The sequence below is a fragment of the Streptosporangium album genome, assembly GCF_014203795.1.
GTDB lineage: Bacteria > Actinomycetota > Actinomycetes > Streptosporangiales > Streptosporangiaceae > Streptosporangium > Streptosporangium album.
Map to the genome: position 1 here is coordinate 3,053,356 of NZ_JACHJU010000001.1, position 15,786 is coordinate 3,069,141.

Here is a 15,786-nt window from a genome sequence, read left to right on the forward strand (position 1 = left end):
CACCGGCATGAAGCATGCTCTTACCGCCGTTCTGGAGCGCAACACCACTTTCACCGCCGACTTCACGACCGAGCCGTACGAAGCGGGGTGGGCGACGGAAGCGCGCTGGTTCGTGCGGACCCTGGCACTGGAGGGCGACGCGCCCACTCTGCACCTGGCCACCCAGGTCTCCCCCGACGGGCTGCACTGGTGCGACGACGAGACCGCCGAACAGGTGACGACGGAGCCGGGCCTGGTGTCCTGGCGGGTGCGGGAGTTCGGCCACTGGCTGCGGCTGCGGGCCTCGCTGCGCGGCGGCGATCCGCAGGCGAAAGTCCTGATCTACCTGGCGCTCAAGAGCTGAGAGGAACCGTCATGGCAGCAATGGAGGGAATGGGCAGGCGACAGTTCCTGACCCTCCTCGGGGCTGGGGTCGCCGGCGTCTCCCTCCCCGCCCTGGTCTCGGGGTGCGCCCCCGGAGGTCCGGGAACGGGGTCGGCGTCGGGCGGGAACCGGCCGCTCAGCGCCGCGTTCTACCAGGCGATCAACGACCTGGACCCGCATGGCGCGAGCGCGGTGGACGAGGCGTCGCTGCTGGCCAACCGGCAGATCTACGACACGCTGGTCACCAGGGACGGCGACAAGCTGGTCCCCGGCCTGGCCACGTCCTGGCGGCAGCCCGACGAGAAGACCTGGGAGTTCACCCTCCGCGACGACGTCACCTTCCACGACGGCACAGAGCTGACCTCGGCCGACGTGAAGGCTTCGCTGGAGCGGCTGGCCACGTCGGTGGGGCCGCAGAAGCCGCTGTGGTCCGCGCTCGATGCCATCGAGGCGCCCGACCGGCACACCGTCAGGCTCACCACCAAGGATCCCCTCGGCACGCTGCTGGTGAACCTGACGCTGGCCTTCGTCCTCCCGGCGGCCCACCTGGGCGGAGCCGGCTTCTTCCGCAGACCGATCGGGAGCGGCCCGTTCGCCGTCGAGTCGTTCACCCCGTCCTCACAGCTCCTGCTCAAGCCCGCCGCGAACTACTGGGGCGGTGCGTCCAAGCTGCCCGGGCTGCGCCTGCCGTACATCCCCGAGGCGTCGACTCGGATGACCTCCCTGCAGAACGGGGAGGTGGACGTCACCTGGATCATCCCGCCGGACGAGCTGAAGCGGCTGAACGGCGTGAACGGCGTGCGGGTCGAGAGCAAGCCGGGCGTGAACTACTTCCTCGCCTGGTTCAACTGCGGCCGCAAGCCGTTCTCGGACGTGCGCGTCCGCCGCGCGCTCTCCCACGCGCTGGACGTCAAGAGCATCGTCTCCAACCTGTACGGTGACGCGGCGACGGTCATGGACGCCCCGATCCCGTCGGCGGTCTTCGGCCACGCGAGCCAGCAGCCGTACGAGTACGACCCCGAACTCGCCAGACGGGAACTGGCCGAGGCCGGTTACTCCTCGGGGATCCGCACCTCGATGATGTGGTTCAAGGACACCGGGCCGCTGGCGACCGAACTGGCGCAGTCGATCATCTCGGCCTGGGCCAAGGTGGGCGTCACCGTGGAGCCGCAGCAGATCGAGAAGGCGGCCTGGATCAAGAGGCTGACGGCTCTGGACTGGGACATCGAGCTCCAGGTGAACACCGTGACCACCGGAGACGCCGACTACACCCTGGGCAGGCTCTACACCAGCGACGCCAACCGCATGGGCTACTCCAACAAGAAGCTCGACGGCATCCTCGCCGAGGCCCGTTCGACCTCCGACCAGGACAGACGCGGGTCACTGTACGGCCAGGCGTGCGAGATCATCTGGCGTGATGCGGTCGGCGTCTTCCCCGCGGCGCTCTCCAGCACGTACGGGCTCCGTTCCACGGTGCAGGGGTTCGTTCCCGCGGCCAACAGCCAGCCCGAGTTCCGCGCGGTGTCGACCGCCAGGTGATGCATGTGCAACTCGAACCAGTCTGGGGACCCTATGCGTGAGGCCCGCCGCGCCACCCTGAAGGACATCGCCGAGAGCCTCGGCGTGTCGGTCAACACCGTCTCGCGTGCGCTCGCGGACAAGGACAACGTCGGCGTGGAGACCAGGACCCGCGTCAAGGAGGAGGCCGAACGGCTCGGCTACGTGCCGAACTCCACGGCGCGGTCACTGGTGCTGGGGTCGGCGACCACCCTGGGCATGGTGATCACCAACCCGTCCAACCCGTTCTACGCGCAGCTCATCAGCGCCATGGAGCAGCACTGCCGCAAGCACGGCTATTCGTTGCTGCTCATGGCGACGGAGGAGAGCCTGGCCAACGAGCGGCGTGCGGCCGAGGAGCTGCTGCGCCGCGGAGTCGACGGAGTTCTCGTGGTGGCGGTGCAGGAAGGCGCCGAACACTGGCGCCGTTTCCGTACCGCCGGGGTTCCCCTCGTCCTGATCAGCCGCGACGTGCCCGAGTTGAACACCGATCTCGTGGGCGTCGACCATGTCCAGGGCGGTTACGAGGCCGCCAGGCACGCGATCGCCCGGGGCGCCAGGAGGATCTACTTCCTGGAGGAGGACCTGAGGGTCTCCTCGGTCGCCGACCGCGTCGAGGGTTATCGGCGGGCCATGGCCGAGGGCGGGCTGCCCATGGGGCCGGACAGCGTGATCAAGGTGCCGACCCGGCGGCTCGAGCAGAGCGCCCTCCCGTGGGATCCGAGCGAGGCGTATCGGCTGGCCCGGGATGTCCTGCGGACGGAGCAGCGGCCCCTGGCCTTCGTCGCCGGCAACGACTACTTCGCACTCGGCGTGTACCGCGTCGCCGAGGAGGCAGGTCTGAGGATTCCAGAGGACGTGCTGGTCGTGGGCTACGGCGGTCATCCGTTCGCCCCTTATGTAATCCCCACCCTGACGACCGTGGACCTGCCCGCGACGGAGATCGGCGTGTCCGCCGTGGACCACATGCTCCGGCGACTGAAACGGCCGGCGGCCGGGGGCGCACCGGAGAAGATCCTCTTCCCGCCCCGGCTGGTCGCGCGGGCGTCAAGCGGCGGGAGCGGCACATGACCGCCTTCCTCGGCCGCCGGCTGGCGCAGGCCCTGCTCCAGATCTGGGGCGCCGTCACCATCGTCTTCGTCGCCCTGCGCGTGCTGCCGGGCGACCCCGCCGAGCTGATCCTGGGCAGCCAGGCGACGCCGGATCAACTGGAGGCGTTGCGCACGGAGCTGGGCCTCGGAGAACCGTTGCCGGCGCAGTATCTGGGCCACCTCCAGGACATCGTCCGTCTCGACTTCGGTCAGTCGTGGCGGCAGGGCGTGGGCGCTCTCGACGCCTGCCTGGAGCGGCTGGGGCCCACCCTGACCCTGTCCGCCTGGGCCATGGTGTTCACGGTGATCCTGGGATTCCTCGCGGGCTCCTACGCGGCCCGGCACGCGAACACGGTGGTCGACCATCTGATCTCGGTGTCCTCGCTGGTCGGCCAGGCCCTGCCGCCCTTCTGGATCGGCATCATGCTCTCGCTGATCTTCGCACGGTGGCTGCAGATCCTGCCCAGCACGGCGGACGGGACGATGGCGAGCCTCCTGCTGCCCGCCCTCACCCTGGCGCTGCCGTTCGTGGGCTGGCTCGGCCGCCTCGTGCGGACCGGGATCCTGGAGGAGATGAACCAGGACTATGTCCGCACGGCCCGCGCCAAGGGGCTGAGCAGCAGGGTGATCTTCTCCATCCACGTCCTGCGCAACACCCTGGTCCCGGTGGTGACCATGCTCGGCCTGCTCATGGGCAACTTCATCGCCAACGGCGTCATCGTCGAGGTGATCTTCGCCTGGCCCGGGATCGGCTCGCTGCTGGTGGACTCCATCACCTTCCGTGACTATGCCGTGGTCGAGGCCATCCTCACCGTGATCACGGTCTGCTACATCATGCTCAACTTGCTGGTCGACGTGCTCTACGCGTACCTCGATCCCAGGATTCAGTTGGAGAACGCATGAGGCCGGTGAAACTACCCGACCGGAGCGACGACCCGGCGCTGGAGGTGGGGCGGCCGCCGGCCGCGGCGGCACTCCGGCGGCTGGCCGGGCTGCCGCTGCGCGCCCATCTCGCCCTCGGAACGGTGCTGCTGTTCGTGGCGGCCGGGTTGCTCGGTCCGATCTTCCTGCCCTTCGACGCTGCCCGGACCAGCCCTCCGGACCGGCTGCTGCCACCCGGGACCCGGCTGTCCGACGGCGTCGTCGCATGGCTGGGCACCGACCAGGTGGGCCAGGACATCCTGGCCGAGGTGCTGGCGGGGATGCGCACCTCGCTGACCGTGGCCCTGGTCACCGTGCTCGTCGGCGGGTCGGTCGGCCTGCTGCTCGGCCTGCTGGCGGGATACTTCGGCGGCTGGGCCGACGGGATCATCTCCCGGGTCGGCGACATCCAGCTCGCCTTCCCCAGCCTGCTGCTCGCCATCCTGCTGGCCGGGGTGCTCGGCCCCAGCATGGTGAACGTGATCATCGCGCTCGCGGTGACCCGCTGGGTGATCTTCGCCCGGGTGGTGCGAGGTTCGGCGATCGCGGTCCGCGACCGGGAGTTCGTGGACTCGGCCCGGGTGATGGGCGCGTCGCACGGGCGGATCCTGTTCCACTACATCCTGCCGACCTGCCTGCCGCCGCTGCTGGTGGCGGCGACCGTGCAGGTCGGCCTGACCATGGTCGCCGAAGCCTCGCTGAGCTTCCTCGGCCTCGGCGTGCCGTCCTCCCAGGCGTCCTGGGGATCGACGATCGCCGAAGGCCGTGACTACCTCGCCTCGGCCTGGTGGATCGCCGCGGCGCCCGGCGCCGCCCTGGCACTGGTGGTGGTGAGCATCGGGATCCTCGGCGACCTGCTCCGCGACGCCTCCGACCCGATGACGGAGCTTTGACGATGGTGGGAGGAGCCGAGCCGATGACCCCGCTGCTGGAGGTCGACGACCTGGCCGTGGAGTTCGATACGCCCAAGGGCCCGCTGCGGGCGGTCCGGGGCGTGTCCTTCCAGGTCAACGAATGTGAGACGCTGGCGATCGTCGGTGAGTCCGGCAGCGGCAAGAGCGTGACCGCGCAGACGCTGCTGGGGCTGGTGCCGCTGCGGGCGCGCATCGCCGCGGGCCGTGTCGCGATCGAGGGCCGCGACGTCACGGGGCTCTCGGACCGGGAGTGGCAGCGACTGCGCGGCGAGCGGATCGCAATGATCTTCCAGGATCCGTTGAGCGCGCTGAACCCGTCGCTGACCGTGGGATACCAGATCGCCGAGATGTTCCGCAGGCACCGGGGCCTCGGCCGGAGGGAGTCCCGCCGCCGGGCGGCGGAGCTCATGACCCAGGTGGGCATCCCGGACGCGGAACGGCGTCTGGACGACCACCCGCACCGCTTCTCAGGCGGCATGCGTCAGCGAGTGATGATCGCGATGGCACTCGCCCTCGACCCCCGGTTGCTCATCGCCGACGAACCCACCACCGCGCTGGACGTCACCGTGCAGGCACAGATCCTGAGGCTGCTCCGGCAGCGCCAGCGGGCCGAGCGGCTAGGAATGATCATCATCAGCCACGATCTCGGGGTGGTCGCACGCGCGGCCGACCGGGTGGCGGTGATGTACGCGGGCCGGATCGTCGAGACGGGCACCGTGGCGGAGGTGTACGAACGTCCCGCCCACCCGTACACCCTGGGCCTGATGCGGGCGGTGCCCACCCTGCGTGACGACGGCGCCCCGCTGGAGGCGATCGACGGCCACCCACCCGATCTCACCGCGCCACCCGCCGGCTGCTCCTTCCATCCCCGCTGCCCGTTCGCCCGGGACAGGTGCCGGGAGGTGGAGCCCGAACCACGCGAGCTGGGCCCGCAGCGGGCCAGCGCCTGTCACTTCGCAGAGGAGGTGATCGCTGGTGTCCACACCGGCGCTCGCTGAGTCAGAGACCCGGGCCGGCGACGGCACCCCCTTGCTGGAGCTGACCGATCTGGTCACCGGCTACCGTCTGCGTCGCGGGATCGGCCGCTCCGGCGGCGAGATCCGCGCCGTTGCCGGGGTGAGTCTCACCGTACGGGCCGGAGAGACCGTTGGCCTGGTCGGCGAATCCGGCTGCGGCAAGTCCACGATCGCGCGGACCATCGTCGGCCTGGTGCGCCCATCCGGCGGCCGGGTGCTGTTCGAGGGCCGCGACCTGAGGACGCTGCCGGCCAGGGAGATGCGCCGGCTCCGCCAGGACATCCAGCTGATCTTCCAGGACCCCTACGCCTCGCTCAACCCGCGGATGACCGTCGCCGCGCTGCTCAAGGAGGCATGGCGGATCCATCCCGGGCTCGTGCCGCGGGAACAGTGGGACGACGAGGTGCGGAGCCTGCTGAGCCGAGTCGGCCTCCGCCCTGAGCACGCCGGGCGGTACCCGCACCAGTTCTCCGGCGGCCAGCGGCAGCGCATCAGCATCGCCCGTGCGCTCGCCGTACGGCCGCGGCTGATCATCTGTGACGAGGCCGTGTCCGCCCTCGACGTCTCGGTCCGGGCGCAGATCCTGAATCTGCTCAGGGACCTGCAACGCGATCTGGGAGTCGCGTACCTGTTCATCTCCCATGACCTCGGTGTGGTCCGCCACATCTGCGACCGGGTCGCGGTGATGTATCTGGGCAAGGTCGTCGAGCTCGGTTCGAAGGAGAGCGTCTACCGGCATCCGTCCCATCCCTACACCCAGGCACTGATGTCGGCGGCGCCGAGTCTCGATGACTGGCGGGACGAGGAACGGCACGAGATCGTCCTGCAGGGAGATGTTCCCTCACCGTTGGCCCCGCCTTCAGGCTGCCGTTTTCGGACACGCTGCTGGCGGGCCCAAGATCGGTGTCGGGACGAGGAGCCGGCGCTGCTCGACCGCGGCACAGGCCACCCGGTGGCCTGCCATTTCCCCGAGGCCGCCCCGTCCCCGACGACCGCGGCGGACGACACGGATCCAAGCCGCCCCAAGAAGGAGTGATCCATGTCCAGTAAGTTCCTGTCCGTGCTGGTGGCCGCCGCCGTCGTGACCGGGTCCACACTCGCCGGAAGCGGCACGGCCGCGGCGAGCGACACCACCTGCGCGGACGCGCCGGACGCGCCGGTCACCACCGGTGCGGTCTTCAGCGAGCCGGCAGGCGGCGACCCGGCCGCCATCGTGCGGGCCCTGTGCAGCCTGATCCACCAGACCCCCTCGGGAGCCCGGATCCAGGTGGCCCACTTCGTCATGTCCGGCACGGCCGGCACGGACTTCGCCGGCGAGCTCATCAAGGCGCACCGGCGGGACGTCAAGGTGCAGGTCATCCTGGACGGCGACTCGCGTGGCGCCGCCGTGGCCTCGCAGCTGGCGGCCGAACTCGGCACCGACACCTCGGCCGGTTCCTGGCTGCACGTCTGCTCCGGCCCGCCGTCGGGCGGCACGGCGGCCTGCATCGGCGACAAGGGCCAGCACAACAAGTTCTACCTGTTCTCTCGGTCCGGCGGAGCCTCCGACGTGGTGGTGCAGTCGTCGGCCAACCTCACCGACCTGAACTCCTCGACATACTGGAACAACGCGGTGGTCCTGCCGGGGAACCGGCGGCTGTACAAGGCGTACGACGGCTACTTCAAGGATCTGGCGGCCGAGCGGAAGAACCCCGACTACTACCGCGTCATCACGACCGGGGCGGCCGGCGGCTCGGTACGGGCCCACTTCTTCCCGAGGGCGGGGACGGACGCCTCCACGGACACCGTCGTCGAGAGCCTCGACAAGGTCTCCTGCCGAGGCGGCACCACCCTCCGCGTCGGGATGTCGGAGTGGGACACCTACCGCATCGCCATCCCCGAAAGGCTCCGCGACCTGGCCGCTCAGGGCTGCTCGGTCCAGATCGTCTACGGCATCATGGACGACGAGGTGAAGCGGGTCCTGCTGGCGGAGCCGCGCATCGAGCTGCGCACCCTGGGCGACGGCAGCGCGCTGCCCGGCCGGATCCACTCCAAATACCTGCTCGTCGAGGGCTCCTACGACGGGGACCGAAACGCCCACTGGGTCTTCACCGGCAGCCACAACTACATCAAGACCTCACTGCGCCGGAACGACGAAGCCCTGCTGCGGCTCAACGACAAGGCCGTCTACCGGCAGTACGTCGCGAACTTCGACAGGATGCGGGCCGTGGCCGTGCCGGTCTCCTGAGCCGCCGCTGACCGGGCAGGGGCGATTTCCCCTGACAATTTAGGGGTGAACGGATATTCCAGGCGATTGTTTCTCCAGTTCAGCGGCATCGCCGCAGCTGGAGCACTGATCGTGGCGGATGCCGGGCGCACGGCGGCCGGAGCGCCGGTCCCGGCCCGTGCCGCGCACACAGCGGGCGATCCCTTCGCCCCGCTGCGCCGCCGCTGGCGGGAGGTGACGGCCGGGTCGGGGTTCGACGCGGCGGCCGAGCCGTACCGGACCCGGCTGGCGGAGCTGGGGGCGGCGGCGGCCCGATACCGCTCCACCATGGTGCCGGCCGACGCGTCGCTCTGGCCCGATCTGGCGTTCCCCTCCTTTATCGACACCCCGGCGCGGCTGCGGACCATGGCCCGTGCGTACGCCCTGCCGAGGACCGGCCTGACCGGCGACGCGGACCTGGCCGCGGCCGTCGCGGGAGGCGTCGACCACTACCGGCGGCAGGTGTACGCCGCAGGCGCGGACCCGGTCGGCAACTGGTGGAACTGGCAGATCGGCGTCCCCAAGAAGCTCCTCGACGCGGCCGTGCTGATCGGTCCGCACCTGACGGGACGGCAGAGCAGGGGGCTGCGGGACGCGGTGGACCACTTCCTCCCCGAGTGCCGCCTGAACGACTACAGCGGCACCAGCACCGGGGCCAACCGGGTGGATCTGTGCACGGTGACATTGCTGCGCGCCATCCTCGGATCCGACCGGGGGAAGGCCGCGCTGGCCGCCTCGGCGCTCTCCCCGGTCTTCCCCTATGTCTACGAGGGCGACGGAATCTACCGGGACGGCTCGTTCGTCCAGCACACGTCCGTCCCCTACCAGGGCGGGTACGGAGCGGTGATGCTGTCCGGTCTCGCGACGCTGTTCGCGGTGCTGCGCGGCTCGCCGTGGGAGATCACCGACCCGGCCCGGCAGGTCGTCTTCGACATGGTCGAGAGGTCGTTCGCACCGGTCGTCCACGACGGCTTCTGCATGGACCTCGTCAGCGGCCGCGGGATCAGCCGGGAACCATACGGTGACCACCGGAGGGGACGCGGGATCGCCGCCGCGATCCTGCTGCTGGGGGACACGGCCTCCGCCGCCGAGCGGGCCCGCTGGCAGGGCATGGTCAAGGGGTGGGCGCTGCGGGACACCTGCACGCCCATGCTCAAGGCGGCCGAGCGCGACGATCTGGGTTTTCACGCCCGCCTCGCCGCGGTCCTGGGCGACGACGCGATCCCCGCAGCCGACGAGCCCGCCGGGCACCGGCTGCTGGCGATGAGCGCCCGCGCCGTCCACCGCAGGCCCACCTGGTGCGCGGGGCTCAGCATGGCCTCCTACCGGATCGGCCACTACGAGCACGGCAACGGCGAGAACCTGCGTGGCTGGCACACCGGCTCGGGAGTCCTCTACTGGTGGGGCGAGGGCCACGGCGATCAGTATTCCGACTCCTTCTGGTACACCGTCGACCCCTACCGCCTGCCGGGCACGACCGTCTCCACCCGGCGGCTGGCCGACGGCGCCGGTGCGGGGTGGGGCGACACCTGCCCGCCGGGCCGCTGGGTGGGCGGCGCCACCGACGGCATGTACGCGGCGGTCGGCCAGCACCTGAACGGCTTCGAGAGCACGATGGAGGCCTTCAAGTCGTGGTTCTTCCTCGACGACGCGGTCGTCTGCCTGGGTGCCGCGATCACCGGTAAGGACGGCGTGCCGGTCGAGACCATCGTGGACAACCGCAGAACCGACGCGCTCCTCACCGTGGACGACAAGGCGGGCTGGGCGCACCTTCCGGGACACGGCGGCTACGTCCTGCCCTGTGCCCGCCTGCGCACACTGCGCGAGGAACGCACCGGCGGCCCGGATCCGGTGACCCGGAGCTATGTGACCCTCTGGCTCGACCACGGTGTCGACCCCGGCTCGGCCGATTACGTCTACCTGCTCCTGCCGGGTGCGAGCCTGGCCGCGACCCGGGCCCGCGCCGCCGATCCCGGTTGGGCGCGCGTGCTCGCCAACACCGCACGGCAGCAGGGCGTCCAGGTCCCGTCACTCGGCATCACCGCCGTCAACTTCTGGAACGGCGGAGCCGTCGGCGGCCTGGCCGCCTCCGCTCCCTGCGCGATCCTCGTCAGGGAGGGCGGCGACGGTACGGCCACGCTGACCGTGTCGGACCCCCGGCGCGACCTGGGCGGGCTGATCGTGACCTGGGACCGGCCGGTGGCCGAGGTGCTCCACGGGCACCCGCTCCTGCTCCGCGCCGCGACCGGCGCGGAGCTCACGCTCGCCTTCGGGCGGCTGTCCGACCGGGGCGGCAGCTCGACGACGGTCACCGTGCGGCTCGGCTAGCGAGGCGGCCGGCGGCGTAGCCGGATCCCCCATCGCGCCGCGAGCCGGGTCGGACCGTGGCCGCCCACCGGGCACCACCGGCCCGCGCATACCATTCAGCGATGGAGGTTCTGGAGCCGGAGGAGTGGCAGGCCCGGGCGGAGGCCCACCGGCGACGGGTTGAGGCATGGGCGGCGCCGCACCTGGCGCGCAGGGCGCGGGGCGAGGCCCATCCCATCGAGGACTTCCTGTTCACCTACTACGGGCACCGGCCGGCGCGGCTGCGGCAGTGGCATCCGGGCGCCGGGGTGGTCCTGAAGGGGGCGCGCGGCTTCGGCCGCGACTACCTCGACACCTCCGAGGGGGCCACGCTCGACACCGCGGCGCTGATGGACAGGCGCGGGCCCGCCGTCGAGTGGATCGCGCGGCTGCTGGCCGCCACCGCGGCACGGACGGCGTATCTGGGCTGCTTCGGCCTGCATGAGTGGGCGATGGTCTACAAGACCGTGGAGGTACGGCACGACACCTGGCCGCTGCGGCTCAGCGGGGAGGAGATCGCGGAGGTCGTGGAGCAGCGGGGCGTGCGGTGCGGACATTTCGACGCGTTCCGCTTCTTCACCCCTGAGGCGCGCCCGCTCAACGCGCTGCAGCCGACGCGGCAGCAGCAGCGGGAACTGGAGCAGCCGGGCTGCCTGCACGCCAACATGGACCTGTACAAGTGGGCGTACAAGCTGTCACCGCTGGTGAGCGGTGAGCTGGTCGCCGACTGCTTCATGCTGGCCCGTGACATCCGCGTCGTGGACATGCGGGCCAGCCCGTACGACCTGAGCTCGCTCGGCCATCGGGCGATCCGGATCGAGACGCCCGAGGGGCGGGCTGAGTACGCCGCCGAGCAGCGGGGGTTCGCCGAGCGGGCGCGGCCGCAGCGGCAACGCCTGCTTGACGCCTGCGAACGGCTGCTCGCCGGCACCCGCCGCCCCTGATCCGCGGCCCCCGGGGGCCGCGGATCAGGCTGCGGGCTGCGCCTGACCTACCGGCCCCGGAAACAGCTGGTGGAGGCCCGGCTGTCGCCCGACCTCCACGTGTGCAGAAGATTTGTGTCCGAGGGGGGACTTGAACCCCCATGCCCCGCAAAGGGCACTAGCACCTCAAGCTAGCGCGTCTGCCTATTCCGCCACCCGGACGTGGTGCCTGCACGCGGGACCGTCATCCCGCGTCGGCGCACTTAGATTAGCAAACTCTTGAGCGTGCGTCATATCGGTAAGCGACCCGGCCCCGGGGGATGCCGGCCGGCCTGCGGCGACGGCAGGATGAGAGGTGCAAGCCGTACCGAACCGAAGGAGTCGACATGACCGCACTCAATGGTGAGGACGAGGTCGCCGGGCTGTGCAGCGACCTGATCCGGATCGACTCGACCAACGCGGGTGACAACTCCGGCCCCGGCGAGCGGGCCGCCGCAGAGTATGTCGCGGGGAAGCTGGCCGAGGTCGGGCTGGAGCCGCAGATCCTGGAATCGGACAGCAACCGGGCGAACGTGATCGCCCGGATCGCGGGGGAGGACTCCTCCCGCGACGCGCTGCTCCTGCACGGGCACCTCGACGTCGTCCCTTTCAACGCCGACGACTGGACCCACCACCCGCTCAGCGGGGAGATCGCCGACGGCTGCGTCTGGGGACGTGGCGCGGTCGACATGAAGAACATGGACGCGATGATCCTCGCGGTCGTGCGGCAGCGGCTCAGTGAGGGCCGCCGGCCGCCGCGGGACGTGGTGCTGGCCTTCACCGCCGACGAGGAGGCAGGCGGCACCTACGGCGCGCAGTGGCTGGCCGACGGACACAAGGACCTGTTCGACGGGTGCACCGAGGCGATCGGTGAGGTCGGGGGGTTCAGCGTCTCTCTTGACGACGCCCGCAGGCTCTATCTCATCGAGGCGGCCGAGAAGGGCATCGCCTGGATGCGGCTGACCGCCCGTGGCCGGGCAGGGCACGGCTCCATGCTCAACAGCGAGAACGCCGTCACCGAGCTGGCCGAGGCGGTCGGTCGCATCGGACGTTACGAGTGGCCGGTACGGCTCACGCAGACGGTCCGGACCTTCCTCACCGAGACCTCCAAGGCACTGGAGCTCGAACTCGACCTGGACGACGCCGAGGCGACCGTGGCCAAGCTCGGGCCGCTGGCCCGGATGATCGGCGCCACGCTGCGCAACACCGCCAACCCCACCATGCTGGCGGGCGGCTACAAGGCGAACGTGATCCCGCAGACCGCCACCGCGCACGTGGACGGCCGCTTCCTGCCGGGATACGAGGACGAGTTCTTCGCGACGGTCGACGAGCTGCTGGGCCCCAACGTGACCAGGGAGTTCGTCTACCACGACATCGCCGTCGAGACCGGGTTCGACGGGCCGCTGGTGCGGGCGATGGCCGACGCGCTCCTCGCCGAGGACCCGGGTGCGCTCGCCGTGCCGTACACCCTGTCGGGCGGTACGGACCTGAAGGCGTTCAGCCGGCTGGGCATGCGCGGATTCGGGTTCGCACCGCTGAAGCTCCCCGCGGACCTGGACTTCTCTGGAATGTTCCATGGGGTGGACGAGCGGGTGCCGGTGGATTCCCTCAGGTTCGGGGTCCGGGTGCTTGACCGTTTCCTGGACGCTTGCTGAGACGTTCCTTGGAAACACATTGCACTAGCTGTTTGTAGTGCTAGCGTAACTCTCCGTTGAGGGGTTGGGTCGTGCGAGAAGCAGGCCCACCCCGGAGCGATGGGGAGGTCACGTGGCACGTGCGCCGCAGGAGCAGTGGAGGGCGTCATCGCCCGCTGCTCGGCGCGTGCCCGCGGCTGTCTCCGACGGCGGCGCGATCTCCGACCCGGTGCACCGGATGGCGCGGTTCGCGGCCGGCACCGGGCAGATCGTCAGGCGGGCCCTCGCGATCGGCGGCCTGCTGGCCGCCGGGTGGCTGCTCGTCGTCGTCTTCGGGCTCTTCAGCGCCGCTCCGGCGGCCGCGGACACCACCGCGGCGACAGGAACGGCCCGCTCCGACGCCCCCGACTCAGCCGCTTCCGGATCGGCCGTCCAGGCCGATGTCTTCCCCACGGACAGCGGCGGGCTGTCGGCGACAGGAAACGCCGAGGCCATGGCCGGGAAGGGCGTTGACGGGCTCACCAGCCAGTCGAAACCCACATCCCCGGCTCCCGCCACCGTTGACCACAGTTCTGGCGCGGATGGACTCGTGCCTCAGAGCAGCGGTGGGTCCGGTCTCTCCGGATCATGTGTGGGGGACGTCGTGCGGTCTGTCCACGACCCGCGGCTGACGGCACAGAGCGCCCCGTCGGCGTTCGTGCTGCCCCCCGTCGTCCGCACAGCGGCGGACGACCCTTCCTTCTCTCCTGACTGACGCCACCCCGTAGACCGGGCTCGTTTCTCCAGTCGAGCATGCCGGTCGCGGAGCGTGCCTTGCCCCCGGGTCCCCAGGGGAGCCGCTCCCTTCGTGACGGTGAGTAATTTCCATCCCTTGTGACGGCCGCCGGGGCTTCCGCTGTGCGGGTTCCCGTCAGGACTTCGCGCGGCTCCGTGCGCCGAACACGAGATGTCAGGTATCCCCCAAGAACCGCAAGGAGATCAATTATGCGTACGTGGGTTAAGGGCACGGCCCCCGCGGCTCTGCTCGCGCTGGGCGTCATGGCCCTCGGCAGCGGTACGGCTCTCGCGGACACCTCAGGCGACGGCTCGATCGGCGGCGGCAACCAGCTCAACCTTCCGATCACCCTGCCGATCGACATCAGCGGCAACGCCGTCGCCGTCGCCGGTGAGTCGGCCGCGTCCTCGCAGGGCGGCGCCTCCGTCGAGAACCTCGGCGGCGGAGGCATCCCCGGCGAGACCTCCGGCAGGGGCAGCATCCTGGGCGGCAACCAGGTCACCGCGCCGATCACCGCGCCGGTCAACGCCTGTGGCAACGCGCTGTCGGTGTTCGGCCGCTCCCAGGCGGGTTGCAAGGGTGGCGCGTCCGTCAGGAACGGCGGACGGGGCGGGGCGGGCGGCAACCGGACGGACGGCGACCACAGCATTCTGGGCGGCAACCAGATCGTCGCGCCGATCACCGCGCCGGTCAACGCCTGCGGCAACGCGGTCGCGGTCTTCGGTGACGCCGTCGCGGGATGCGAGGGTGGCGCGTCCGTCAGGAACGGCGGACGGGGCGGGGCGGGTGGCAACACCACCTCCGGCCGGGGCAGCATCCTGGGCGGCAACCAGATCGTCGCGCCGATCACCGCGCCGATCAACGTCTGCGGCAACTCGGTCGCGGTCCTCGGCGGAGCCTTCTCCGGATGCAAGGGCGGCGCCGAGGTGACCGATGGCGGCGGGCCGGGCTGGCCGGGTGGCCCCGGCTGTCCTGGTCATCCCGGCCGCCCCTGCGGGCCTGGCGGTCCCGGCGGACACGGAGGGAAGGGCTACTTGGGTGGTCAGGGTGGTCAGGGCGGGCCTGGCTGGAACGGCGGGGGCGGCTGGAACGGCGGGCCTGGCCGGAAGGGTTCGACCGGCAATGACACCGATGGCCGTTTCGGCGCCGGCAGCGGCAACCAGATCGTCGCGCCGATCACCGCGCCGGTCAACGTCTGCGGCAACGCCGTCGCCGTTCTCGGCGGGGCCTTCGCCGGGTGCAAGGGCGGCGCCTCGGTCAAGAACGGCGGACGGGGCGGGGTGGGTGGCAACACCACCTCCGGCCGGGGCAGCATCCTGGGCGGCAACCAGATCGTCGCGCCGATCACCGCGCCGGTCAACGTCTGCGGCAACGCCGTCGCCGTTCTGGGTGACGCCGCCGCCGGCTGCCTGGGAGGCTCCTACGTCGGCGAACCGGGGGGCGGGCACCGCGGCCACTGGGCCCGGATGGCCACCCACAAGAACAGCGGCCTCGTCCCGGCGCTCCCCGCGATGCCGGCGCTCGGCGGTGCCATGCCGGGTACGGCGGCGCAGGATTCGGGCCTCCCCGTCGCCGGGGCGATGCGGGACATGGCCGGTCTGCCCGAGCTTCCGGTCACGCCCGGCACCCAGGCGGGCGCCCAGCAGGCCGGTTCGCCGATGGCTCCCGTGACCGGCCTGGTCTCCTCCACCCCACTCGGTGGCGCCCTCCCCGTGAGTGGCCTCGGCCTGATGAGCGCCGCTCAGCCCGTCGGGGTGACCGGAATGAACTCCGGTTCGCTGGCCGCCCTGCTGCTCGGTGCCCTGGCCGCCGCCTCTGCCACGCTCTTCGTGGCCACCCGCCGTCTCCGTTTCGGCAAGAAGTAAGGCAGTAGTAACCATCCAGCCATGTCTTCCCGGCTTCACCGGGGATGACGTACAGACGCCTCGTCGGCGGCCGGGGGGTGGCTACGGCTCTGAGCCG

13 protein-coding genes and 1 tRNA gene are annotated in these 15,786 nt (G+C 70.9%); 13 read left to right on the forward strand and 1 reads right to left on the reverse strand.

Annotated elements, in window-relative coordinates:
- Positions 1–7 precede the first annotated feature (7 nt).
- From FHR32_RS14605 to FHR32_RS14650, 10 genes are all read left to right on the forward strand, one after another.
- The gene (locus tag FHR32_RS14605; protein ID WP_184754803.1) at positions 8–343 is read left to right on the forward strand and encodes a hypothetical protein; all 336 of its coding nucleotides are present in this window, start codon (positions 8–10) and stop codon (positions 341–343) included.
- Between the two features lie 11 nt (positions 344–354).
- On the forward strand, positions 355–1,902 hold the full coding sequence (locus FHR32_RS14610; protein WP_221465408.1) for an ABC transporter substrate-binding protein: 1,548 nt from the start codon (positions 355–357) through the stop codon (positions 1,900–1,902).
- 33 nt (positions 1,903–1,935) lie between these two features.
- Positions 1,936–2,991: a LacI family DNA-binding transcriptional regulator gene (locus FHR32_RS14615; protein ID WP_184754804.1), complete on the forward strand. Its 1,056-nt coding sequence runs from the start codon at positions 1,936–1,938 to the stop codon at positions 2,989–2,991.
- A complete protein-coding gene (locus FHR32_RS14620) occupies positions 2,988–3,914 on the forward strand; it encodes an ABC transporter permease (protein WP_184754805.1) in 927 nt (308 codons plus the stop codon). Before FHR32_RS14615 ends, FHR32_RS14620 begins: the two co-directional genes overlap by 4 nt.
- Complete coding sequence (locus tag FHR32_RS14625; protein WP_184754806.1) at positions 3,911–4,825, forward strand: ABC transporter permease; 915 nt, start codon at positions 3,911–3,913, stop codon at positions 4,823–4,825. The genes FHR32_RS14620 and FHR32_RS14625 overlap by 4 nt, the downstream gene beginning before the upstream one ends.
- Before the next feature lie 23 nt (positions 4,826–4,848).
- Positions 4,849–5,844: an ABC transporter ATP-binding protein gene (locus FHR32_RS14630; protein WP_184754807.1), complete on the forward strand. Its 996-nt coding sequence runs from the start codon at positions 4,849–4,851 to the stop codon at positions 5,842–5,844.
- Complete coding sequence (locus FHR32_RS14635) at positions 5,822–6,898, forward strand: ABC transporter ATP-binding protein (protein ID WP_312882345.1); 1,077 nt, start codon at positions 5,822–5,824, stop codon at positions 6,896–6,898. The genes FHR32_RS14630 and FHR32_RS14635 overlap by 23 nt, the downstream gene beginning before the upstream one ends.
- Before the next feature lie 3 nt (positions 6,899–6,901).
- Positions 6,902–8,089 carry a phospholipase D-like domain-containing protein gene (locus tag FHR32_RS14640; RefSeq protein WP_184754808.1) on the forward strand — a complete coding sequence of 396 codons (1,188 nt, stop codon included), beginning with the start codon at positions 6,902–6,904 and terminating at the stop codon, positions 8,087–8,089.
- A gap of 45 nt (positions 8,090–8,134) precedes the next feature.
- On the forward strand, positions 8,135–10,435 hold the full coding sequence (locus tag FHR32_RS14645) for a polysaccharide lyase 8 family protein (protein WP_184754809.1): 2,301 nt from the start codon (positions 8,135–8,137) through the stop codon (positions 10,433–10,435).
- Between the two features lie 101 nt (positions 10,436–10,536).
- Positions 10,537–11,397 carry a 3-methyladenine DNA glycosylase gene (locus tag FHR32_RS14650; protein WP_184754810.1) on the forward strand — a complete coding sequence of 287 codons (861 nt, stop codon included), beginning with the start codon at positions 10,537–10,539 and terminating at the stop codon, positions 11,395–11,397.
- Positions 11,398–11,512: 115 nt separating this feature from the next.
- Here the strand turns inward: FHR32_RS14650 and FHR32_RS14655 are convergent.
- Positions 11,513–11,598: transfer RNA gene (locus FHR32_RS14655), tRNA-Leu, on the reverse strand.
- 164 nt (positions 11,599–11,762) lie between these two features.
- Between FHR32_RS14655 and FHR32_RS14660 the strand changes: the two genes are divergently transcribed.
- The 3 genes from FHR32_RS14660 to FHR32_RS14670 all read left to right on the forward strand — a co-directional run bounded on the left by FHR32_RS14660 (position 11,763) and on the right by FHR32_RS14670 (position 15,689).
- Positions 11,763–13,070: a M20/M25/M40 family metallo-hydrolase gene (locus FHR32_RS14660; protein ID WP_184754811.1), complete on the forward strand. Its 1,308-nt coding sequence runs from the start codon at positions 11,763–11,765 to the stop codon at positions 13,068–13,070.
- A 112-nt stretch (positions 13,071–13,182) separates the two neighbouring features.
- Positions 13,183–13,803: a hypothetical protein gene (locus tag FHR32_RS14665; RefSeq protein WP_184754812.1), complete on the forward strand. Its 621-nt coding sequence runs from the start codon at positions 13,183–13,185 to the stop codon at positions 13,801–13,803.
- 230 nt (positions 13,804–14,033) lie between these two features.
- Complete coding sequence (locus FHR32_RS14670; RefSeq protein ID WP_184754813.1) at positions 14,034–15,689, forward strand: chaplin family protein; 1,656 nt, start codon at positions 14,034–14,036, stop codon at positions 15,687–15,689.
- The last annotated feature ends 97 nt before the right edge of the window (positions 15,690–15,786 follow it).